General features: G+C 68.2%; 20 protein-coding genes. 14 read left to right on the top strand and 6 right to left on the bottom strand.

Going from position 1 to position 19,092, the window contains the following annotated elements; all coding sequences use genetic code 11:
• Positions 1-48 precede the first annotated feature (48 nt).
• The 5 genes from hutU to hutG all read left to right on the top strand — a co-directional run bounded on the left by hutU (position 49) and on the right by hutG (position 6,083).
• Entirely contained in the window at positions 49-1,746 is a 1,698-nt protein-coding gene (gene hutU / locus ACS5NL_RS02765) for a urocanate hydratase (RefSeq protein WP_439352061.1), read from the top strand.
• Positions 1,747-1,829: 83 nt separating this feature from the next.
• Positions 1,830-3,374 (top strand): histidine ammonia-lyase, encoded by a 1,545-nt coding sequence (gene hutH / locus ACS5NL_RS02760; protein ID WP_439352060.1) that lies wholly within the window; start codon positions 1,830-1,832, stop codon positions 3,372-3,374.
• A gap of 5 nt (positions 3,375-3,379) precedes the next feature.
• A complete protein-coding gene (locus tag ACS5NL_RS02755) occupies positions 3,380-3,946 on the top strand; it encodes a HutD/Ves family protein (protein WP_439352059.1) in 567 nt (188 codons plus the stop codon).
• Positions 3,943-5,148 carry an imidazolonepropionase gene (gene hutI / locus ACS5NL_RS02750; protein WP_439352058.1) on the top strand — a complete coding sequence of 402 codons (1,206 nt, stop codon included), beginning with the start codon at positions 3,943-3,945 and terminating at the stop codon, positions 5,146-5,148. The genes ACS5NL_RS02755 and hutI overlap by 4 nt, the downstream gene beginning before the upstream one ends.
• Positions 5,145-6,083: a formimidoylglutamase gene (gene hutG, locus ACS5NL_RS02745; RefSeq protein ID WP_439352057.1), complete on the top strand. Its 939-nt coding sequence runs from the start codon at positions 5,145-5,147 to the stop codon at positions 6,081-6,083. Before hutI ends, hutG begins: the two co-directional genes overlap by 4 nt.
• Before the next feature lie 70 nt (positions 6,084-6,153).
• On the opposite strand, the gene ACS5NL_RS02740 is transcribed toward hutG, so the two are convergent.
• The gene (locus ACS5NL_RS02740) at positions 6,154-6,609 is read right to left on the bottom strand and encodes a hypothetical protein (protein ID WP_439352056.1); all 456 of its coding nucleotides are present in this window, start codon (positions 6,607-6,609) and stop codon (positions 6,154-6,156) included.
• Between the two features lie 133 nt (positions 6,610-6,742).
• Between ACS5NL_RS02740 and ACS5NL_RS02735 the strand changes: the two genes are divergently transcribed.
• The 3 genes from ACS5NL_RS02735 to ACS5NL_RS02725 are packed head-to-tail and all read left to right on the top strand — an operon-like array spanning position 6,743 to position 9,716.
• A complete protein-coding gene (locus ACS5NL_RS02735) occupies positions 6,743-7,348 on the top strand; it encodes a DUF924 family protein (RefSeq protein WP_439352055.1) in 606 nt (201 codons plus the stop codon).
• Positions 7,349-7,359: 11 nt separating this feature from the next.
• Entirely contained in the window at positions 7,360-7,911 is a 552-nt protein-coding gene (kefF, locus tag ACS5NL_RS02730; protein ID WP_439352054.1) for a glutathione-regulated potassium-efflux system oxidoreductase KefF, read from the top strand.
• Entirely contained in the window at positions 7,908-9,716 is a 1,809-nt protein-coding gene (locus ACS5NL_RS02725; protein WP_439352053.1) for a monovalent cation:proton antiporter-2 (CPA2) family protein, read from the top strand. The genes kefF and ACS5NL_RS02725 overlap by 4 nt, the downstream gene beginning before the upstream one ends.
• A gap of 22 nt (positions 9,717-9,738) precedes the next feature.
• Here ACS5NL_RS02725 and ACS5NL_RS02720 read toward each other — a convergent pair whose 3' ends face one another.
• On the bottom strand, positions 9,739-10,110 hold the full coding sequence (locus ACS5NL_RS02720) for a hypothetical protein (RefSeq protein ID WP_439352052.1): 372 nt from the start codon (positions 10,108-10,110) through the stop codon (positions 9,739-9,741).
• 130 nt (positions 10,111-10,240) lie between these two features.
• On the opposite strand from ACS5NL_RS02720, the gene ACS5NL_RS02715 reads away from it, so the two are divergent.
• Positions 10,241-11,185, top strand: a complete 945-nt coding sequence (locus ACS5NL_RS02715) for a glutaminase (RefSeq protein ID WP_439352051.1) — start codon at positions 10,241-10,243, stop codon at positions 11,183-11,185.
• A 16-nt stretch (positions 11,186-11,201) separates the two neighbouring features.
• Here the strand turns inward: ACS5NL_RS02715 and ACS5NL_RS02710 are convergent, their stop codons facing one another.
• The 4 genes from ACS5NL_RS02710 to ACS5NL_RS02695 are packed head-to-tail and all read right to left on the bottom strand — an operon-like array spanning position 11,202 to position 13,524.
• Positions 11,202-11,681: a DUF2269 family protein gene (locus ACS5NL_RS02710; RefSeq protein WP_439352050.1), complete on the bottom strand. Its 480-nt coding sequence runs from the start codon at positions 11,679-11,681 to the stop codon at positions 11,202-11,204.
• Positions 11,678-12,055 (bottom strand): DoxX-like family protein, encoded by a 378-nt coding sequence (locus tag ACS5NL_RS02705; protein WP_439352049.1) that lies wholly within the window; start codon positions 12,053-12,055, stop codon positions 11,678-11,680. The genes ACS5NL_RS02710 and ACS5NL_RS02705 overlap by 4 nt, the downstream gene beginning before the upstream one ends.
• Positions 12,052-12,957, bottom strand: a complete 906-nt coding sequence (locus ACS5NL_RS02700; protein WP_439352048.1) for an NAD-dependent epimerase/dehydratase family protein — start codon at positions 12,955-12,957, stop codon at positions 12,052-12,054. Before ACS5NL_RS02700 ends, ACS5NL_RS02705 begins: the two co-directional genes overlap by 4 nt.
• A gap of 39 nt (positions 12,958-12,996) precedes the next feature.
• Entirely contained in the window at positions 12,997-13,524 is a 528-nt protein-coding gene (locus tag ACS5NL_RS02695; protein WP_439352047.1) for a GbsR/MarR family transcriptional regulator, read from the bottom strand.
• Between the two features lie 176 nt (positions 13,525-13,700).
• Between ACS5NL_RS02695 and ACS5NL_RS02690 the strand changes: the two genes are divergently transcribed.
• From ACS5NL_RS02690 to ACS5NL_RS02670, 5 genes are all read left to right on the top strand, one after another.
• Entirely contained in the window at positions 13,701-14,285 is a 585-nt protein-coding gene (locus ACS5NL_RS02690; protein ID WP_439352046.1) for a hypothetical protein, read from the top strand.
• A gap of 83 nt (positions 14,286-14,368) precedes the next feature.
• Positions 14,369-14,866 (top strand): hypothetical protein, encoded by a 498-nt coding sequence (locus ACS5NL_RS02685; protein ID WP_439352045.1) that lies wholly within the window; start codon positions 14,369-14,371, stop codon positions 14,864-14,866.
• An 11-nt stretch (positions 14,867-14,877) separates the two neighbouring features.
• A complete protein-coding gene (locus tag ACS5NL_RS02680) occupies positions 14,878-16,491 on the top strand; it encodes an XVIPCD domain-containing protein (protein ID WP_439352044.1) in 1,614 nt (537 codons plus the stop codon).
• 35 nt (positions 16,492-16,526) lie between these two features.
• Entirely contained in the window at positions 16,527-18,371 is a 1,845-nt protein-coding gene (locus ACS5NL_RS02675) for a glutamine--tRNA ligase/YqeY domain fusion protein (protein WP_439352043.1), read from the top strand.
• Positions 18,372-18,392: 21 nt separating this feature from the next.
• Positions 18,393-19,010, top strand: a complete 618-nt coding sequence (locus ACS5NL_RS02670) for a HEPN family nuclease (RefSeq protein ID WP_439352042.1) — start codon at positions 18,393-18,395, stop codon at positions 19,008-19,010.
• The last annotated feature ends 82 nt before the right edge of the window (positions 19,011-19,092 follow it).

Raw genomic sequence — 19,092 nt, 5'->3', positions numbered from 1 at the left:
ATTTAAGCCCATCAAGGCATTCACCTGTCCGGACAGAAGGAGACACCCATGAGCACCAACACCGATCCCCGCCTCGACCCGACCCGGGTCGTCCGCGCCCCGCGCGGCAACCAGCTGAGCTGCAAGAACTGGATCGCCGAAGCCGCCTACCGCATGCTGCAGAACAACCTCGACCCCGAGGTGGCCGAGAACCCGCAGCACCTGGTGGTGTACGGCGGCATCGGCCGCGCCGCGCGCGACTGGGCCTGCTTCGACCAGATCCTGGCCTCGCTCAAAGACCTCAACGACGACGAGACCCTGCTGGTGCAGTCGGGCAAGCCGGTTGGCGTGTTCAAGACCCACAGCAACGCGCCGCGCGTGCTGATCGCCAACTCCAACCTCGTGCCCAAGTGGGCCAACTGGGAGCACTTCAACGAACTGGACCGCAAGGGCCTGTTCATGTACGGCCAGATGACCGCCGGCAGCTGGATCTACATCGGCAGCCAGGGCATCGTGCAGGGCACCTTCGAGACCTTCGTCGAAGCCGGCAAGCAGCACTACGGCAACGACCTCTCGGGCAAGTGGATCCTCACCGCCGGCCTGGGCGGCATGGGTGGCGCGCAGCCGCTGGCCGCGACGCTGGCCGGCGCCTGCTCGCTCAACATCGAGTGCCAGCAGAGCAGCATCGACTTCCGCCTGCGCACCCGCTACGTCGACAAACAGGCGCGCGACATCGACCACGCGCTCGAACTCATCAAAGAGCACACCGCGAAGAAGGAAGCCGTCTCCATCGCCCTGCTCGGCAACGCCGCCGAGGTGCTGCCCGAGCTGGTGAGGCGCGCCAAGGCCGGCGGTATCCGCCCCGACATCGTGACCGACCAGACCTCGGCCCACGACCTGATCAACGGCTACCTGCCGGTGGGCTGGACGGTGGCGCAGTGGAAGGCCGCGCAGAAGGACCCGGCGCAGCACCAGCGGCTGACCGTCGAGGCCGCACAGGGCTGTGCGGTGCACGTGCAGGCCATGCTGGACTTCCACGCCATGGGTGTGCCCACGGTGGACTATGGCAACAACATCCGCCAGGTCGCGTTCGACCGGGGCGTGCAAAACGCGTTCGATTTCCCCGGTTTCGTGCCGGCCTACATCCGCCCCATGTTCTGCGAGGGCAAGGGTCCGTTCCGCTGGGTCGCGCTCTCGGGCGATCCGGAAGACATCTACAAGACCGACGCCAAGATCAAGGAGCTGTTCCCGAACAACCACCACACCCACCGCTGGCTCGACATGGCGCGCGAACGCATCGCCTTCCAGGGCCTGCCCGCACGCATCTGCTGGCTGGGCCTGGGCGAGCGGCACATCGCCGGCCTCGCCTTCAACGAGATGGTGAAGAACGGCGAACTCAAGGCGCCCATCGTGATCGGCCGCGACCACCTCGACACCGGCTCGGTCGCCAGCCCCAACCGCGAGACCGAAGCCATGAAGGACGGCACCGACGCCGTGAGCGACTGGCCGCTGCTCAACGCCCTGCTCAACACCGCCGGCGGCGCGAGCTGGGTCAGCCTGCACCACGGTGGTGGTGTGGGCATGGGCTACTCGCAGCACTCGGGCATGGTGATCGTGGCCGACGGCACCGACGCCGCGGCCGAACGCCTGGCGCGTGTGCTGGTGAACGACTGCGGCTCGGGCGTGATGCGCCACGCCGATGCGGGCTATGAACTGGCGATTGCCACGGCCAAAAAACAAGGCCTGAAACTCCCCATGATCGGGTAACTGGCTCCCCCCGCGGCGCCTGTGGCCCGGCAAAGCCGGTTCCACCGCGCCACTGGTCCGAAGACACTTCACTCCTGCACACCATGTCCATGAACGCTTTGACTCTTCACCCCGGCCAGATGACCCTGGCCGACCTGCGCGCCGTCTGGCAGCAGCCCGTGACCGTCGCACTGACCGACGCGGCCCACGCCGGCATCGCCGCCTCGGCCGCCGCCATCCACGCCATCGTGCAAAAAGGCGACGCGGCCTACGGCATCAACACCGGCTTCGGCAAGCTGGCCAAGACCCGCATCCCCGACGAGCAACTCGAACAGCTGCAGCGCAACCTGATCCTGTCGCACTCGGTCGGCACCGGCGAACCCATGAGCGACGCCACGGTGCGGCTCGTGATGCTGATGAAGGCGGCCAGCCTGTCGCGCGGTTTCTCGGGCGTGCGCCCGGTCGTGATCGACACCCTGCTGGCGCTGCTGAACGCGGGCGTGATGCCGGTGATCCCGGTCAAGGGCTCGGTCGGCGCCTCGGGCGATCTCGCCCCGCTGTCGCACATGACGCTGGCGCTGATGGGCGAAGGCCCGGTGCGCGTGAACGGGCAGATGCGCCCGGCCGCCGAGGCGCTGAAGGCCGCCGGCATCGCGCCGCTGACGCTGGCCGCCAAGGAAGGCCTCGCGCTGATCAACGGCACCCAGGTCTCGACCGCGCTCGCGCTGCACGGCCTGTTCATGGCCGAGCGCCTGCTCGAAGCCGGCACCGCCATCGGCGCGCTCTGCGTCGACGCCGCCAAGGGCAGCGACGCCCCCTTCGACCCGCGCATCCACGCCGCGCGCGGCCAGCCCGGCCAGATCGCCCAGGCCGCCGTCACGCGCACCCTGTTGCAGGGCAGCCAGATCCGCCAGTCGCACCGCGACAACGACGAGCGCGTGCAGGACCCCTACAGCCTGCGCTGCCAGCCGCAGGTCATGGGCGCCTGCCGCGACCTGATTGCCAACGCCGCGCGCACGCTGCTGATTGAAGCCAACGCCGTGACCGACAACCCGCTGGTGTTCACCGACACGAATGAAGTGCTGTCCGGTGGCAACTTCCACGCCGAGCCGGTCGCCTTCGCCGCCGACACGCTGGCGCTGGCGATCAGCGAGATCGGCGCCATCTCCGAGCGCCGCATTGCGCTGCTGATCGACAGCACACTCTCGGGCCTGCCGCCCTTCCTGGTGGACAACCCGGGCCTCAACAGCGGCTTCATGATCGCCCACGTCACGGCCGCCGCGCTGGCCTCGGAAAACAAGTCGCACGCCCACCCGGCCAGCGTCGACAGCCTGCCGACCAGCGCCAACCAGGAAGACCACGTGAGCATGGCCACCTACGCCGGGCGCCGCCTGGCCGAGATGGCCGACAACACCGCCACCATCCTCGGCATCGAGTGGCTGGCCGCCGCACAGGGCGTGGACTTCCACCGCCCGCTCGCCACCTCGCCACGCCTGCAGGCCATCCACGCCACGCTGCGCGCACAGGTGCCGTTCTACGACCGCGACCGCCTGTTCGCGCCCGACATCGAGGCCGCGCGCGGCCTGGTGCTGCAAGGCCACGCGACCGACGGCAACGGCGACGCCCTCGCCGGCCTCTGGACCCACTGAGCGCCATGCGGCAACTGAGCACCCGCGACGTTGCCCCCGTGCCCTGGCGCAACGGGGGTGGCTTCACGCGCGAGCTGCTGGCCTGGCCCTCGCCGCAGGACTGGCGCTGCCGCCTCAGCGTGGCGGACATCGCCGGCGACGGCCCGTTCTCGGCCTACCCCGGCGTGGTCCGCCACTTCGTGGTGCTGGACGGCGACGGTGTCGCGCTGGACTTCGCTGATCGCCCGGCCGTCGAGCAACGCCCCGGCGATGCGCCGCTGGTGTTCGACGGCGCCGCCGCACCCGGCTGCCGCCTGCTGGGCGGCCCGGTGCGCGACCTCAACCTGATGCGACGCGGCGGGCGTGGTGCGCTGCAGCCCGTCGACGGCCCCTGGCAGCCGCCGCGCCACGGCCTGGCGGGCCTGTTCACCCGCGTGGCCGGCACCTGGCGCGCCGGCCCCGATGCCCGCGCGCTGCCCGCCCTGACCCTGCTCACGGCCGACCCCGCCGACGGCGTGCGCTGGACCTTTGAACCCGACGCTCCCACCGCCCTGCCCGGCTGGTGGTTCTGCCACGAGGACGCCACCGCATGAACACCCCGCAACTCTGGCACCACGCCCGCCTCGCCACGCTGACCGGCGACGGCTGGGGCCTGGTCGACGACGGCGCCCTGCTCACCGAGGGCGAGCGCATCGTCTGGGCCGGTCCGCTGTCCGCCCTGCCCGAGGCCGGTCGGGCGGCGCAGGAACACGACCTCGGCGGCCTGCTCGTCACCCCGGGGTTGATCGACTGCCACACCCACCTGGTCTACGGCGGCCACCGCGCGGCCGAGGCCGAGATGCGGCTGAACGGCGCCAGCTACGAGGCCATCGCCCGCGCGGGCGGCGGCATCCGCTCCACCGTCGCCGCCACGCGCGCCGCCAGCGAAAGCGCGCTGTTCACCCTCGCCGCCCGGCGCGCGCAGGCACTGATGGACGAGGGCGTGACCACGCTGGAGATCAAGTCGGGCTACGGGTTGTCGCTGGAGGCCGAAGCCCGCTGCCTGCGCGTCGCACGCCAGATCGGCAGCGACCGGCGCATCGATGTGCGCACCACCTTCCTCGGCGCGCATGCCCTGCCGCCCGAATTCGAGGGACGGGCCGACGACTACATCGACGCCGTCTGCCAATGGCTGCCCCGGCTGCACGCCGAGGGCCTGGTCGACGCGGTCGACGCCTTCTGCGAAACCATCGGCTTCACGCCCGCGCAGACGCGCCGCGTGTTCGACGCGGCGCATGCGCTGGGTCTGCCGGTCAAGCTGCACGCCGAACAGCTCTCCGACCAGGGCGGCGCCGCGCTGGCGGCGTCGTTCGGCGCCCTGTCCTGCGACCACCTGGAACACCTGAGCGCCGACGGCATCGCCGCAATGAAAGCGGCCGGCTCGGTCGCCGTGCTGCTGCCGGGCGCGTTCTACATGCTGCGCGAAACGAAGCTGCCGCCCATCGCCGCGCTGCGCGAGGCCGGCGTGCCGATGGCGGTCTCCACCGACCACAACCCCGGCACCGCGCCCGGCCTCTCGCTGCTGCTGGCGGCCCACATGGCCTGCACCTTCTTCCGCCTCACGCCGCTCGAAGCGGTGCGCGGCATCTCGACGAACGCTGCCCGCGCCCTCGGCCTGCGCGACCGCGGACAACTCGCCGCCGGCCAGCGCGCCGACTTCGTCGCCTGGGACCTCGACCACCCGAACGAACTGGCCTACTGGTTCGGCCACAACCCTTGCCGCCGCGTTGTGGCGGCGGGACAGGAGCGCGCATGAACACCCCATTCGTCTGGCAGGGCCGCGTGGACACCGAAGAACCCGGCGACAGCACCCGCTGGCACCAGCGGGTCCAGACCTTCGACGCCGCGTCGCACGACGGCGTGGCACTGATCGGCTTCGCGGTCGACGAAGGCGTGCGCCGCAACGGCGGGCGGCCCGGCGCCGCACAAGGCCCGCACGCCCTGCGTGGCGCGCTGGCCAACATGCCGGTGCTGGGCGAGCCGGCGCTGTGGGACGCGGGCGACGTGGCATGTCCGGACGCCGCCACCGACGACGCACTCGACACCGCGCAGGAGGCGCTGGCGCAGCGTGTGGCGGCGGTGATGGCGCAGGGCTGCCGGCCGCTGGTGCTCGGCGGTGGTCACGAGGTCGCCTGGGGCACGTTCCAGGGCCTGATGCGCGCCCGGCCGGACCTGAAAAAACCGCTGATCGTCAACCTCGACGCGCACTTCGACCTGCGGCAGGCGGCGCGCGGCAACTCGGGCACACCGTTCCGCCAGATCGCGCAATGGTGCGCGGCTCAGGGCCGCCCGTTCGACTATTGCGTGCTGGGCATCAGCCGCTTCGCCAACACGCGGGCGCTGTTCGACCGCGCGGACGAACTCGGCGTGCGCTACTGGCTGGATGAGGCCCTGCAGAGTCCGGCGCAGATGGCCCAAGCACAGGCATCACTCGCCCAGGCGCTGCAAGCCTGCGACGGCGTGTACCTGACGGTGTGCCTGGACGTGCTGCCGGCGCCGGTCGCGCCCGGGGTGTCGGCGCCGTCGACCCTGGGCCTGCCACTGGCCCAGGTCGAAACCTTCATCGATCAGGTGCTGGCGACGGGACGCCTGGTCGCCAGCGACATCGCGGAACTCAATCCCGCGCTGGACCCGGCCGGTGTGACCGCCCGGCTCGCCGCCCGCATCGCGGCCCGCATGGCCCGCGGGTGAAAAGCAGCCTGCGATCCGGCGCCGGGCAGCCGGATCAGCCACCCGCGCAGCGGCAAAGCGCGGGAACCATTCAACGCCAGTGGCCGCCGCGGCGATCGTCGTCCCAGTCGCGGCCGTGCCCGTGGCCATGACCACGGCCTCGCCAGTGGCCTCGACCGCGGTCATCGTCCCAGTAGCTGGGACCGCTGATCACCACCGGACGGGGTGCGTACACGACCGGCGGGCCATAGACCACCTGCGGCGCATACACCACGGGTGGGCGCGGCACATAGATGGGCGCCGGCTGGACCACCACCGGGCGCGGATCGTAGTAGTAGCCCGGGGGCGAGGCGACCACCACGGGGGCGTTCGAGGCGCCGATGGTGACGCCAGGGCCGTTCACACCCACCGACCAGTAGACATCGTTGCGGGCGTGGGCGCTGCTGGCGGCCACGGTCAATGCCCAGGCGCCGGCCACCAGGCCCAGGGTCGCCAGGCCACGGGCCCAGTGAGAAGAGCGTTCAAGGCGGTGTGTCAGGGTGTTCATCGTGAGGTTCTCCATGTTCTCGGGGCTGGAATCGCAACCCGAGCCCTGATTACAGGACGATTGCCGGTAACCTGCACCCCACGCACCGTCAATCTCGTAGCCATTCGTAACAGCGCACCCCTGGTTTTCCCGCATGACCCCTGATCCGCAAGACATTCTCGACTTCTGGTTTGGCGACGGCCTGGCCCTGGGATGGCCGTCCGACGACCGCAGCGGGCTGTGGTTCCGGGGTGGTCAGGAACTGGACGCACAGATCCGCCTGCGCTTCGGCCCCCTGGTGGAACAGGTGCTCGACGGTGGCCTGACCGAATGGGAGAGCGCCACCAGCTCGCGCCTGGCGCTGGTGATCCTGCTCGACCAGTTCACCCGCAATGCCCACCGCGGGCAGGCCCGCGCCTTCGCTGGCGACGGCCGGGCGCAGCGGCTGGTGCTGCAGAGCCTGGCGCTGGAACAGGACACCGAGCTGCCCACCGTCGGCCGCGTGTTTTTCTACATGCCGCTGATGCACGCCGAGAGCCCGACACTGCAGGACGAATGCGTGATCAAGTTCGAGAGCCTGTGGCGGCAGAGTCCGCCCGCGCTGCAGGCGCGGCTGGACGGCAACCTGAAGGCCGCGCGCGAACACGCCGGCATCGTCGAGCGCTTCGGCCGCTTCCCGCACCGCAACGCCGTGCTTGGCCGCACCAGCACGCCCGAAGAAGAAGCCTTCCTGCAGAACGGCCCGCGTTTCGGGCAGTGATCCCTGGCCCCATGCCCCAGACCCTCGTCATCCACGCCCACCCACGCGCCAGCGCCTCGCTGGTCACCCAGGCCCTGCGCCGCACCCTGGAGGCGCAGCCCGACACCACGGTGCGCGCGCTCTACGACCTCTATCCCGACTTCGACATCGACATCGCCGCCGAACGCACCGCGTTGCTGGAGGCCGATCTGGTGGTCTGGCTCTCGCCGGTGCACTGGTACAGCGTGCCGGCCTTGATGAAACACTGGTTCGAACAGGTGCTCGGCTACGGCTGGGCCTACGGGCCGGAGGGCCAGGCCCTGCGCGGCAAGACCGCCTGGTGGGTCACCAGCGCCGGCGGCCTGCTGAGCGACTACACGCCGGGCGGCGCACACGGTCGGCCGTTCGCGGACTTCGTGGCGCCTATCGAACACACGGCGCGCTTCTGCGGCATGCACTGGCTGGAGCCCTATGTGGTGCACGGCGGCCACGCCAACTCGCACGCCGAGGTCAGCGCCAGTTGCGGCGGCCTGCTGCAGCGGCTGTCGCAGGCGCAGATCGCGCTGGGCGAAGGTGCGGCATGACCCAGGCCATCCTGTTCCTGCTGGCCGCGCTGGTCTTCGTGCCGCTGGCGGTGCGCGCCGGGCTCGGCTCGGTGCTGGGCTACCTGGTCGCCGGCATGGTGATCGGCCCGGTCGGCTTCGGCCTGGTGAGCGACCCGACCGCGATCCTGCATGTGTCGGAACTCGGTGTGGTGCTGATGCTGTTCGTGATCGGCCTCGAACTCGAACCGCAGCGCCTGTGGGCCATGCGCACCGCCGTGTTCGGCGGCGGCGCGCTGCAGATGCTGGTCTGCGCGGCGCTGCTGATGCCCCTGGGCCTGCTGCTGGGCTGGACCTGGCAGGCGTCGCTGGTCGCGGCGCTGGCACTGTCTCTCTCGTCGACCGCGATCGCGGTGGCGATCCTGCAGGAGCGCAACCTGATGCCGCGCCCGGTCGGGCAGACGGGCTTTGCAATGCTGCTGTTCCAGGACATCGCCGCGATCCCGCTGCTGGCGCTGGCCGCCGTGCTGGGCACCGCTGCGCCTGCCGCTCCCGAGGCCGGCCACGGCGCGGCACACGGTGGTGTGCTGCTGCAGGCCGCGGCCATTGCCGGGGTGATCGTGATCGGCCGCCACGTGGCCTACCCGGCGATGCGCTTCGTCGCCCGCATCCAGGTGCGCGAACTGTTCACCGGCTTCGCCCTGCTGCTGGTGCTGGGCGTCGCAGCGCTGATGGACTATGTCGGCCTGTCGATGGGCCTGGGCGCCTTCCTGGCCGGCGTGCTGCTGGCGAGTTCCGAATACCGCCACGCGCTGGAGAACGACATCCTGCCGTTCAAGGGCCTGCTGCTGGGCCTGTTCTTCATCGCGGTCGGCATGAGCATGCAGCTGGGCCTGCTGCTGACCGCACCGCTGCAGGTGATCGTCGGTCTGGTGCTGGTGGTCGCGCTCAAGGCGCTGGGCCTGTGGCTGCTCGGCCCGGTCGCCCGGCTCACCGGCTCGCAGCGCTCGCTGCTGGCGATCCTGCTGTCGCAGGTGGGCGAGTTCGCCTTCGTGGTGCTGGCCGCGGCCAAGGCCTCGTCGGTGCTGCCCGCCGCCACCGCCGACCTGCTGACCCTGATCGCGGCGCTGTCGATGGTGACGACGCCGCTGCTGCTGATCGCCTTCGACCGCCGCAGCCGGCCCGACGGCGACGACAGGCCGGCCGACACCATCGAAGACGCCGAGTCGCCGGTGCTGCTGGCCGGCTTCGGCCGCTACGGCCAGATCGTCGCCCGTACCCTGCTGAGCGCCGGCATCAAGCCGACCGTGATCGACCACGACGCCGACACCGTCGACTCCGCGCGGCGCTTCGGCTTCAAGGTGCATTTCGGCGACGCGAGCCAGCCCGACCTGCTGCGCGCGGCCGGCGTGGGCAAGGCTCGCGCCTTCGTGATCGCCATCGACGACGCCGCGCAGGCCACGCGGCTGGCGCACGAGCTGCACGAGAGCCATCCGGACCTGCCGATCGTCGCGCGCGCCTTCGACGCGGTGCACGAGATGGACCTGGTCGACGCGCATGTGCACCACGCGCAGCGCGAGGTGCTGGAGAGCTCGCTGCGCAGCGCCCGCGCCACGCTGGAGCTGCTGGGTTTCGACCGCTTCCATGCGCGGCAGCTGGCCGACGACTTCCGGCGGCACACGGTCAAGGCCGTGCGTCAGGCCCGGACCGCGCGCCAGGAAGACGACCGCGACGACATCATCAAGCGCATGCGCGAGGCCCGCGAGGAGTTTGAGCGGCAGATGCAGGAAGACCTGGCGCAGCAGCGGCAGCATGCGCCGGCCAAGGGCTGGAACCAGCCCGACTGAGAAGGAGGAAGGGAAAAGCCGCTCAGCGGCCGATGGCAAACATCAGCGCGGCACCGACGCCCACGCCCAGCAGCAACATCACCACGGACTTCATGCCCCCACCGGCGGGCGGCAGGGGCGGCAGGTCGTCGATCTCGGTGTCGTCCACCTGGGTCGACTGGTAGGGTTGCTCGATCTGCTGTCCCATGCGCCGCAGCGGGCTGCCGGGCGCTGCCCAGCTGGCCCACAGGCCGTGCGCCTCGGCCGGCACGATCGCGCCCCGCGCCACCGCCGCCTCCACATCGCTCCAGCGGATCAACACCTGCACCGAGGGCAGAAAGACGTCGTCGACCTGGGTGGCTTCCCATTCGCTCTGGTCTTCCATCACGAAGGTGTCCGGGTTGTCCTTGTTCATCTTCTCGCCTCTCTTGAATGCGGTTCGCCTGATTTTTACGAATTCTTGCAACGATATCGGAAAGCGCCAGCCGCTGACACCCCCCCGCGCTCCCCTTGTCGGCTGCCCGCGCCTAGAATCCGCGCCCACCATGCCCAAGCCCCACGACCTGCCAGCCCTGCTGGCCGACATCCACCGCGAAGCCAGCGACCTCTTCGGCCAGGGCCGGGTGGCCAGCTACATCCCGGCGCTGGCCGAAGTGAACCCTCACCAGTTCGGCATCGCGATCGCCACCATCGACGGCCAGACCCACAGCGTCGGCGACGCCCACACCCCGTTTTCGCTGCAGAGCATCACCAAGCTGTTCACCTTCGTGCTGGCGCTCAAGCTGGAGGGCGACGCGCTCTGGCAGCGGGTCGGCCGCGAGCCCTCGGGCGCGGCCTTCAACTCGATCGTCCAGCTCGAAACCGAGAACGGCGTGCCCCGCAACCCGTTCATCAACGCCGGCGCCCTGGTCATCACCGACATCCTGACCACCCGCTACGCCCACCTCGACTACGCCCTGCTGGGCGCGCTGCGGCGGCTGGCCGACGAGCCCGGTCTGCACTGGAACCCGCGCGTGGCCCGCAGCGAGCGCGACACCGCGCACCGCAACATGGCGATGGCGTATTTCATGAAAAGCCACGGCAACTTCCGCAACGAGCCCGAGGCCGTGCTCGACAACTACTGCCGCCAGTGCGCCACCGAGATGAGCTGCGCCCAGCTGGCCCAGGCCACGCTGTTCCTGGCCAACAACGGCCGCGACCTCAGCCGCAGCGGCCAGCCGGACGAGCAGTTCCTCGGCCCGGACGAAACCCGGCGCGTCAACGCCCTGCTGCTGACCTGCGGCGCCTACGACGCCGCGGGCGACTTCGCCTACCGCATCGGCCTGCCGGTCAAGACCGGCGTGGGCGGCGGCATCGTGGCCGTGGTGCCCGAGGTTGGCACGGTCGCGGTCTGGGCGCCCGAGCTCGACGCCAAGGGCAACTCGGTGCTCGGCGCCTTCGCGCTGGAACGCCTGGTGGCCGCCACCGGCTGGGGCCACACCAGCTTCTGAGCCCCGGCCAGCGGCCTCAGCCCCAGAGTGGCGGCTTGAACACCATCAGCCAGAAGACCACCACCATCGCCGCGAAGGCCGGGTAACCCAGCCCTTCCCACCAGCGCGCCATGCGCCAGTAGGCAATCGGCAGCAGCGTCTGACCGCTGCGCGCCGCCGCATCCGCGATGCGCGCCATGCGCAGCTGCAGCGCCACCACCGGCAGCCAGCACAGCCCCGCCAGCACATACAGGCCCAGCGCCAGCGCGATCCACGGCGTGGTCAGCGGCCAGCCCGCGAGATGCGCCAGCGCGATGCCGCTGAGCGGCTGCACGATCACCGCCGGCGTCGTCATCCACCAGTCGGCCTTGACCACCAGCCGCGACACCACCGCCTGCGCGGCCACCGAACCGCTGCGGTTGGTCATGAACAGATAGAACGCCGAGCCGAAGCCCGTGCCCACCAGCACCACGCTGGACACGATGTGCAGCGTCTTGAGCAAGAGATACAGGTTCATCGCACGCCCTCCCTGGCGTCCATGCCCCACCAGCCGCTGCCGCGCGCCATCAGTGCGAGGATCGGCAGGTTCTTCAACAGCGGGCCGAAGGGGTGCAACCAGGCGCCCGGCACCAGCAACGTGGCCAGCGCCGTGAATCCCAGCACCACCACGATGCCCGCACGGCAGGCCATCTCGCCGGGCCGCCAGACCAGCCACGCACCCATCGCCACATCCAGCGCGATGCCCTCCGCCACCAGCGGCGACACCCAGGCCGCCGGCACCAAGCCCGCGTCGCTCACCAGCGCGTGGCTGATGCCGCCCCAGCCCAGCGCCGACACCAGCGCCGTGCCCCACCAGAGCGCGACCAGGCTCCAGCGCTCCAGCGGGTTCATCCCCGCAGCTCCTTCGGCCATTCCCGCACCGACACCGGCGCCCGGCCCAGCAGGCGTGTCAACGGCTGCACGTCGCCCGTGTTCGGTTGCGCCAGCAGCGCCATTGCCTCGGTGCACCACGGCACCGCCGGCACCTGGTCGCCCATCCGCGCGCTCAGCCGGCTCAGCGCGTCCGGCAGCAGCGCCACCAGCGCAGGCGAACGGCCCAGCGCGGCGCGCCAGCCCGCGATCAGCGCCCGCAGCGTGAACACTTCCGGCCCGACCAGCGGCAACGCGTTCGGCCCACCCGCCACCAGCGCATCCGCCTCGCCGTCCAGCGCGCGCCGCACCGCCTCGGCGACGTCGTTCACATGCACCGGCTGCGCCAGCCCGCGCGCCACCGGCCCGGGCAGGATCACCGCCGGCAGCTTTGCCAGCGCGAGAAACATCGCCGTCGACGCGCCGCCCGACCCGACCACCACGCTCGGCCGCACCACCACCGCGTCCAGCTTGCCCGCCTGCACCAGCGACCACAGGTGCTCGTCGGCCGCGCGCTTGCTGCGCGCGTAGACCGTCTCGCTCTTGTCCACGCCCAGCGCCGACACCTGCACCACGCGGCGCACGCCCGCCTGCGCGCAGGCGTCGAACAGCGCCTTCGGCCCCTCGGCGTGCGTCGGCCAGATCGGCCGCCGCCGCGTGTCGCGCAATACCCCGACCGCGTTCACCACCGCGTCCACGCCTTGTAGCCGCGGCAGCCAGTCGGCCGCCGACGTCGCCTGCGCCAGATCGACCCGCGGCCCGGTCACCAGCGCATGCCCCGCGGCCGACAGTGCGGCCGATACGTGCCGCCCGATGAACCCCGATGTGCCCACGACATAGACCTTCATCGCCATCTCCTGGTTGATTTCCGTAATTTCTGCCAAAACAGAAATATGATCTCAAAAAAAAGCCCCTGAGACCGGTCAGGTCTCGGAGCGCACGAACTTCTGCACCGAAGCGCCCAGGCGCATCACCTTCTCCAGCGTCGCGGGGGACAGGCGCAGCATCTCGTCCGTCCAGACGCCCAGCGTCTGCATGAAACGCAGCGTCTCGCGCACGCGGTCCTGCGCGTCGGGCGACTCCTGCTCGAATTCCGGCGTACCCACCAGCGACTGAAGCATCTGCACCGTCGGCTGGAACTCGCGCTCCTTGCGCTGGCGCACGATGGTGCGGAACAGTTCCCACACGTCCGAGGAAGTTTCGAAGTAGTCGCGCCGGTCGCCCAAGACCTGCGTCTGCCGGATCAGGCCCCAGTTCTGCAGCTCGCGCAGGCTGGTGCTCACATTGGAGCGCGCCACCACCAGCGTTGTCGCGATGTCCTCGGCGTGCAGCGGGCGGCCGTGGAAGAACAGCAGCGCGTGAATCTGCGCCACGGTGCGGTTCACGCCCCAGGCGGTGCCCATCTCACCCCAGTGGACCACGAAGCGTCGTGCGGTATCGGTCAGTTCCATGGGCGGCATCGTGCGCCGATCTGAAATTTCTGTCAATACAGAAATTAATGCACAAAACGAGTCAACCGCCCTGAACGACTCCCCTGCTCGCGGTATTGCCACTGCCGCGCCAAAAGGCACAATCGATCGCTTGTCACACACGCCGCGACGTTGGTTCAGCGGAGCGAATTCAGAACATGGATCCATCATCTTGCCTTTTGTCGGCAGTGCTTGCTGTTGCTATCGCTGCGTTGTCTTGCAGCGCATCTGCGGCAGACTCCATCACCTCTCGCCACGTGGCGCGTCACCTTTGCAAGCCCCAAGAAGTTGTGGGCTTCTCCTGCGAACTGACAAGCCAGCGCGTGATTTCGCTCTGCGGGTCACCAGGCTTCAACAAGTTCCAGGGAAAGGCCGAAGACAACCCAGGGTACGCCTACGTGGCCATTGGCACCCGGAAGGGTCAAGTGCAGTTTCGACACCCTGAAAACCCCCAGGACTACAAACGGTTCATGACACAGACAGTGTCTGTGTCTGCGCAACAGAACATGTTTGTCATGACCGACAAAGGGGCGTTTCTACAGTTCGCAATGGGAAGAGATGTTGAAGCCAACGACCAATTGGCGATCACCGCGAGCAAGGCTCCGACCGGCTGGTGGTCGCAGGGCGCATCTGCCTCGGAACCGAGTTGTGTACACCGCCACAAGGACGACCACCTCGGATCATTCATGTCCCAGATGGTCGACGACCCAGAGTGGGTAAAACTCCGCGGAAAGACACCGTGATCCGGCCCTTGGCAAGCCTACTCAACCTTGGCCGCACGACGGCTCACCCGTTTCTACCTCCAACGACACAGGCGAGGCAATCGATGAAAAAACTGTTTCTCCCACTGTTGATCGCGGCGGCGATGACCGCTTGCGCGCAAACAATGACCACCACGAGCGGCAACAAATCCATGCAGACCGCGTCGTTTGCAGGCAGTTGGGAGTCCTGCGGGCCCAATGACTCTCCCGACCTGTGCAGCCGCTACCTGCTGCTTCAGCGAGGAAAGCGAATCTGCGGCACCTGGTCGTATGTCGCGACGGGCGCAGGTTACGAGGGCAGGGTCGTGGCCGAGGTGGTTTCACCTGGCGAAGCGCGGCGCACGCGCATCTGCGGGCGGCAGGGCAGCGAGACACGTACCCAGTGCGACGTCGGTTGGGAAGCCATCGACCGCCCCTTGCGGCTGTGTGACGGCAAGCTTGGCGATCTGGATGGCAAGGGTGGCAAGTGCTTCGCCGATTTCGAGCGCGTCAAGCGTCCGGACCCTTCGCTGGAGGCGCTCGCCAAGCAGCCATGGGTTGAAGCTTGTCTTTCCGGCCAGTAAGAGGAAAGGCCATGACGGACAACGAGCTGAAGGCAGCGGCCTATTTTGCGGTCGGTGTCTCTTCTGAAGGCAGCATTGCAGGACGTGACGTGTCCTACCGCCTGAGCTTCGCCGGCAACGTTCGCAACGGTGTCATGGACCCGGTGGGCAACAGCGGCTACTCATTCGGCACCCTGCAAATCGACCTGGGGCAGCACCCGGAAGTCGCGCGCCAGATGCTCGACAACTACCAGCGTTGGGCGGCCACGCAGCCAGACCGAGCTGCCGTGGAGCTGACGCGGGCGGGATTTGACGACACGCTCGAAGCCCTTCAGCGCACGGGAAAGCAGATGCGGGCGGCCGGCGCCCACGACATTGATCGCACCAACATCAACCGTTTTCTGGCCTCCGATCAGGGCAAGGAATTCGTGCATGGCCTGGACACGCAGCACGTCAATGGCGTGACCGCAGAGGACACGGTTCGCGGCAACGGAGACTCCGCGCTCGAACGTCTGAGGCGCACCGACGCCTACCGCAACGCGTCCGACGACGATCAGGCGAAGCTGGCCGGCATGTTCATGAAGCTGCAGAACCAGGCCGGAGACGGACGTTGGCCCGGCATCATGCGCCGCGTCGAAGCCGGAACGCTGACCACGCCCGATCAGGTCAAGACGGCGATCGACGCCCTGCTTCCCAACCAGGCGAATGGGGACCCGGACTACATCCAGAGTGGCGCCGACAACACCCTGCGCGGCACTGCGGTGCTCAACGCACTGCACAACGCATCGCCGACCAACCCGCTGTCGCAGGCCTGGACCAATGTGGTCGCCAACCCGCTCGTGGGACCTGTCGACGCACACCAGCCTAATCCGGCCAATCCCAATTTCGGATTCCAGTACGACACGGTGCGTTCGCTGTTCCTCACACCGGAAGCTTCGCAGCGCTTCATCCATGCGCTGGACCGTGGTGAAACGATGGCCGAAGGTCGTCCGCAGCCACCCAACGGCAGCCCTCAGGCCGGCTTTTTCGTGGCGGGCAGAGATTTCGTGCACTGGAACCGTGATGGCCATGGCGCGGCCTACATCGGTGGGCAGTGGAGCGAGATCGAGCGCAGCCAGATCTCTCGCGTAGATCGGGGCAACGGAGTGGTTGATCTGAACATCACCCGCGACGGTGCGACAACGCCCCTGCTCCACGTCGACCCTCGCGCACCGGCACAGCGTGCGGAACAGCCACAGGCACAGCAGCCGCAACAGCAGCCGAACGAATCGCGACCCGCCCTTTCGCCAACGAGCCAGCAACTGCTCAACGACAGCGAGCGTCACGTGCGTGCCCTGGCCGACCGCCACCAGCTCGCCTGGGACCAGGGCATGGACAACACAGTGCATGCAGTGGCCGCCGAAGCCCGCGAACAGGGCATGCCTTGCATTGACCACCTTAAAGTCAAGGACGGCCAAATCTGTTTCGCCCAGCAGGCCAAGGGCGAGCCGCTTCGCGAAGCCCAGATCGACGCCAAGGTGGCGGCCAACACCGGTGTGGACCAGTCCGTGGGCCGCATGGTGCAGGCGGACCAGACGCCAACCCGGAGCGCCACGCCAGCAGCGTCCGAGCCTGCGCTCACGCGGGAGTCTGCCCTCGCCCATTGACCCGGTTGCCCCGGCCCCCGCCCTAGAATGGGCGAATGAGCTCCAACACCCCCTCTTCCCCCTCTAAAAACAATCCTCCCGCCACCCCCACCGGCGAGGAGCACAAGGTCTCCAACTTCCTGCGCCAGGTGATCGAAAAAGACCTGGAGCAAGGCACCTACGCCGGCCGCCGCTGGGCCGGCAGCCCCGGCGACGCCGCGCACCACGCCGCTGGCCAGCCCGACCCGGCCAAGATCCGCACCCGCTTCCCGCCCGAGCCCAACGGCTACCTGCACGTCGGCCACGCCAAGAGCATCTGCCTGAACTTCGGCCTGGCGCGCGACTACGGTGGCGTCTGCCACATGCGCTTTGACGACACCAACCCCGAGAAGGAAGACACCGAGTACGTCAACTCCATCCTCGACGCGGTGCAGTGGCTGGGCTTCCAGTGGGAAGCCAACGGCCAGAGCCACCTCTTCCAGGCCAGCGACTACTTCGACTTCATGTACCGCGCCGCCGAGTACCTGATCACCGCTGGCCACGCCTATGTGGACGAGCAGACCAGCGAACAGATGCGCGCCGCGCGCGGCGACTTCGGCAAACCCGGCGTGGACAGCCCCTTCCGCAGCCGCACGCCCGAGCAGAACCTGGCGCGCTTCCGCGAAATGCGCGACGGCGCGCACGAAGACGGCTCCATGGTCTTGCGCGCCAAGATCGACATGGCCTCGCCCAACATCAACCTGCGCGACCCGGCGATCTACCGCATCCGCCGCGCCACGCACCACAACACCGGCGACAAGTGGTGCATCTACCCGATGTACACCTTCGCGCACCCGATCGAAGACGCGCTGGAGCAGATCACCCACAGCATCTGCACGCTGGAGTTTGAAGACCAGCGCCCGTTCTACGACTGGCTGATGGACCGCCTGTGCGAAGGCGGCCTGCTCGCGCACCCGGCGCCGCGCCAGTACGAATTCGCCCGCCTCAACCTCACCTACGTCATCACCAGCAAGCGCAAGCTCGCACAGCTCGTGTACGACCACAAAGTCAGCGGCTGGGACGACCCGCGCATGCCCACCATCGTCGGCCTGCGCCGCCGCGGCTACACGCCCGAAAGCATCCAGCTCTTTGCCGAGCGCATCGGCGTGACCAAGAGCGACTCCTGGATCGACTACAGCACGCTCGAAGGCTGCCTGCGCGAAGACCTGGAAAACAAGGCCCACCGCGGCATGGCCGTGCTCGACCCCGTCAAGCTGGTGCTCACCAACTGGGCCGAGGCCTTCGGCGCTGACGACTACACCGAAGACTGCACCCAGCCCGCCCTGCCCCACAGCGCGATCGCCGAAGGCCAGACCCCGCCGCCCGACCGCGTGTTCAAGATCGGCAAGGAAGTGTGGATCGAACGCGAGGACTTTGAAGAAGTGCCGCCCAAGGGCTACAAGCGCCTGTTCCCGGGCAACGTCGTGCGCCTCAAGGGCGGCTACGTCATCGAATGCACCGGCTGCGCCAGGGACGCGAACGGCACCGTGACCGAAGTGCACGCCAAAGTGATCCCAGGCACCAAGAGCGGCACCCCCGGCGCCGACAGCGTGAAAGCCAAAGCCGCCATCACCTGGGTCAGCGTGGCCAGCGGCGTGAGCGCCGAAGTGCGCCTGTACGACCGCCTGTTCAGCGACCCCAACCCCGACGCCGGCGGCAAAGACTTCATCGAAGCCCTGAACCCCAACAGCCTCAAGGTCGTCACCGCCTACGTGGAGCCTTCACTGGCCGCCGCGAAGCCGGATGAGAAATTCCAGTTCGAGCGGCATGGCTACTTTGTGGCCGACCGGGCGGACCATGGCGTGGGCGGGAAGGTGGTGTTCAACCGGGTGACTGGGTTGAAGGATAGCCGGGGGAAATAACGAAAACACGAGGCATGCAGCATGACGGCTTACGCCAATCTTTTTCAAGACTTTCCGACTCGCTGCCGACGGCTATTAAAGCTGATGGAAGACGTTTGTCATGCGGAGCGCCTGGACGTCACCTTACTACTTAGCATTGCATCTACAGGTCTAGTCATACCCTCTGAGCGGCTTCAAAATGGCCATCCTGCGGACGACGGAAGCAAAATCCCAGAAGGGATAAAAAGCCACAATAAATTAATGAATCAGGCTTTTTCATCATCACCCCTCGTAAACAGCAGCAACAACCCCAACTCGTGGCGCTACGGAACGCACACTGACAGCAACTGGAAGGATGCCCCCGACAACTGGAAATCAGCCCCACTTACCGACACCCAAAAAGTGCAGCAAGTGGTTTCCATCATCAGAAACGCCCTCGCCCATGGGAACATCTATACAAAGGGTAGCCCAATAACCGAGATAGTCTTTGCCAGCAAAAGGATGAGGCACGAAACAGGATGCTGCGGAATAAAACATGCCTTTGAAAACGGCATACAGTATGTTTCGGCGACTCCAGAGGATTTCTCGAAATTCATCAAAAACTGGCTTGACCACCTATGGATGGTGTTCAAAACCCCCGGTCAAGCCCGAATGGCATGAGCGAGGCACGACAGGAACAATGGCGTGATGACCCAACGAGAACTTGGCCTGAATCTGAGTACGCGGCGCACGCGCAAAGCGG

This window comes from Hydrogenophaga sedimenti (assembly GCF_051857515.1).
Classification (GTDB): domain Bacteria; phylum Pseudomonadota; class Gammaproteobacteria; order Burkholderiales; family Burkholderiaceae_C; genus Hydrogenophaga.
Note: the sequence above shows the minus strand (reverse complement) of the source record. Positions and strands in the feature narration are given on the sequence as shown.

What these genes read in the sequence shown, in the direction of transcription:
- ACS5NL_RS02705 (WP_439352049.1), bottom strand. Translation starts at nt 12,055, where the DNA reads ATGAACCCGCTGGAGCGCTGGAGCCTGGTCGCGCTCTGGTGGGGCACG.
- ACS5NL_RS02720 (WP_439352052.1), bottom strand. Translation starts at nt 10,110, where the DNA reads ATGAACAAGGACAACCCGGACACCTTCGTGATGGAAGACCAGAGCGAA.
- ACS5NL_RS02735 (WP_439352055.1), top strand. Translation starts at nt 6,743, where the DNA reads ATGACCCCTGATCCGCAAGACATTCTCGACTTCTGGTTTGGCGACGGC.
- ACS5NL_RS02755 (WP_439352059.1), top strand. Translation starts at nt 3,380, where the DNA reads ATGCGGCAACTGAGCACCCGCGACGTTGCCCCCGTGCCCTGGCGCAAC.
- ACS5NL_RS02675 (WP_439352043.1), top strand. Translation starts at nt 16,527, where the DNA reads ATGAGCTCCAACACCCCCTCTTCCCCCTCTAAAAACAATCCTCCCGCC.
- ACS5NL_RS02670 (WP_439352042.1), top strand. Translation starts at nt 18,393, where the DNA reads ATGACGGCTTACGCCAATCTTTTTCAAGACTTTCCGACTCGCTGCCGA.
- ACS5NL_RS02685 (WP_439352045.1), top strand. Translation starts at nt 14,369, where the DNA reads ATGAAAAAACTGTTTCTCCCACTGTTGATCGCGGCGGCGATGACCGCT.
- ACS5NL_RS02710 (WP_439352050.1), bottom strand. Translation starts at nt 11,681, where the DNA reads ATGAACCTGTATCTCTTGCTCAAGACGCTGCACATCGTGTCCAGCGTG.
- ACS5NL_RS02680 (WP_439352044.1), top strand. Translation starts at nt 14,878, where the DNA reads ATGACGGACAACGAGCTGAAGGCAGCGGCCTATTTTGCGGTCGGTGTC.
- hutH (WP_439352060.1), top strand. Translation starts at nt 1,830, where the DNA reads ATGTCCATGAACGCTTTGACTCTTCACCCCGGCCAGATGACCCTGGCC.
- kefF (WP_439352054.1), top strand. Translation starts at nt 7,360, where the DNA reads ATGCCCCAGACCCTCGTCATCCACGCCCACCCACGCGCCAGCGCCTCG.
- hutU (WP_439352061.1), top strand. Translation starts at nt 49, where the DNA reads ATGAGCACCAACACCGATCCCCGCCTCGACCCGACCCGGGTCGTCCGC.
- hutG (WP_439352057.1), top strand. Translation starts at nt 5,145, where the DNA reads ATGAACACCCCATTCGTCTGGCAGGGCCGCGTGGACACCGAAGAACCC.
- ACS5NL_RS02695 (WP_439352047.1), bottom strand. Translation starts at nt 13,524, where the DNA reads ATGGAACTGACCGATACCGCACGACGCTTCGTGGTCCACTGGGGTGAG.
- ACS5NL_RS02690 (WP_439352046.1), top strand. Translation starts at nt 13,701, where the DNA reads ATGGATCCATCATCTTGCCTTTTGTCGGCAGTGCTTGCTGTTGCTATC.
- ACS5NL_RS02715 (WP_439352051.1), top strand. Translation starts at nt 10,241, where the DNA reads ATGCCCAAGCCCCACGACCTGCCAGCCCTGCTGGCCGACATCCACCGC.
- ACS5NL_RS02725 (WP_439352053.1), top strand. Translation starts at nt 7,908, where the DNA reads ATGACCCAGGCCATCCTGTTCCTGCTGGCCGCGCTGGTCTTCGTGCCG.
- ACS5NL_RS02740 (WP_439352056.1), bottom strand. Translation starts at nt 6,609, where the DNA reads ATGAACACCCTGACACACCGCCTTGAACGCTCTTCTCACTGGGCCCGT.
- hutI (WP_439352058.1), top strand. Translation starts at nt 3,943, where the DNA reads ATGAACACCCCGCAACTCTGGCACCACGCCCGCCTCGCCACGCTGACC.